The organism is Oceanicola sp. S124, from assembly GCF_000220565.1.
Classification (GTDB): domain Bacteria; phylum Pseudomonadota; class Alphaproteobacteria; order Rhodobacterales; family Rhodobacteraceae; genus Pseudooceanicola.
This window is the reverse complement of sequence record NZ_AFPM01000283.1, coordinates 1-1,334: the sequence shown is the minus strand read 5'-3', so window position 1 is coordinate 1,334 and position 1,334 is coordinate 1. Positions and strand designations below refer to the sequence as shown.

Here is a 1,334-nt window from a genome sequence, read left to right as displayed (position 1 = left end):
ATCGTGCGGCAGGCGGCAGGTCTCGGCAAGGCGCCGAAGGATCGCGACGCGGATACCTACGAACACCTCTATGCCTTCGCCGATGTACTGGTGATCGGTGGCGGCGTGGCCGGGCTGACCGCTGCCGTCGAGGCCGGGCGCGCGGGGGCGAAGGTGCTGCTGCTGGAACAGACCGGCCACTGGGGCGGCCGCGCCCCCGTGGATGGCGGCGAGATCGGCGGCGTCGGGGCCCAGGCCCATGTCGATGCGCTGCTGGCCGAGCTGCAGGCCCTGCCCAATGTCACCCTGCGCCTGCGCTGCATGGGGGCAGGGGTCTATGACCACGGTTACGTGCTGGGCTACGAGCGGCTGACCGACCACCTTTCCGACAAGTCCGGCCCGCGTCATCGCCTGTGGCGGATCCGTGCCGCGCAGGTGGTCACCGCCACCGGCGCCATCGAACGGCCGCTGTCCTTCGCCGGCAACGACATTCCCGGCGTCATGCTGGCCTCGGCGGTGCGGGATTACGTGGTGAACTGGGGGGTCGCGCCCGGCGACCGGGTGGTCGTGGTCACCAACAACGACGACGCCTATCGCACCGCCTTCGCGATGAAGGCGGCAGGGCTGGATGTGCCGGTGATCCTCGATGCGCGCCCCGCCGGCGGCGGAGCCCTGACGATCGCCGCGCGCGAGGCCGGCATCCGCGTCGAGCCGGGCCGGGCCGTGGCCCGCGTGCTGGGCGGCAAGCGCGTCACCGGGGTCGAGATCTGTGCCCAGGCGGGCAGCGGTGCCGTGATCGAAACGCTGGACTGCGACGTGGTCGCCATGTCGGGTGGCTGGTCTCCGGTGGTGCACCTGTGGTCGCATTGCGGCGGCAAGCTGACCTGGGATACCGAGCGCGCGATGTTCCGCCCCGATGCGGACCGCGCCCCGACGGGCCACGACGGGCAGGGCTTCGTGCGCTGTGCGGGCACTGCGAACGGCGCGCTGCTGCTCTCCGAGACGCTGCAGGACGCGGCGGCCCAGGGCGCTGCCGCCGCCCGCGCCGCCGGTTTCGAGGCCACCGCCGCAGGCCTGCCCGAGGTCGACGAGCCCGACGAGATCGCCCCCGCCGCCGTCTGGCTGATGCCCGACGGGGCACCCTACGAGAAGCGTTCCAAGACCTGGTTGGACTTCCAGAACGACGTCAAGGTCAGCGATATCCAGCTGGCCGCGCAGGAGGGCTACGAGAGCGTCGAACATGCCAAGCGCTATACCACGCTGGGCATGGCGACGGATCAGGGAAAGCTGTCCAATATCAACGGACTGGCGGTGCTTTCTGAGGCGCTGAATGAAGCCATTCCGCAGGTCGGCAC

General features: G+C 70.8%; 1 protein-coding gene. It reads left to right on the top strand.

The window, feature by feature from the left end; all coding sequences use genetic code 11:
- Positions 1-1,334 (top strand): FAD-dependent oxidoreductase (locus tag OS124_RS0119230; RefSeq protein ID WP_010141543.1); only part of this gene is annotated, 1,334 nt, incomplete at both ends.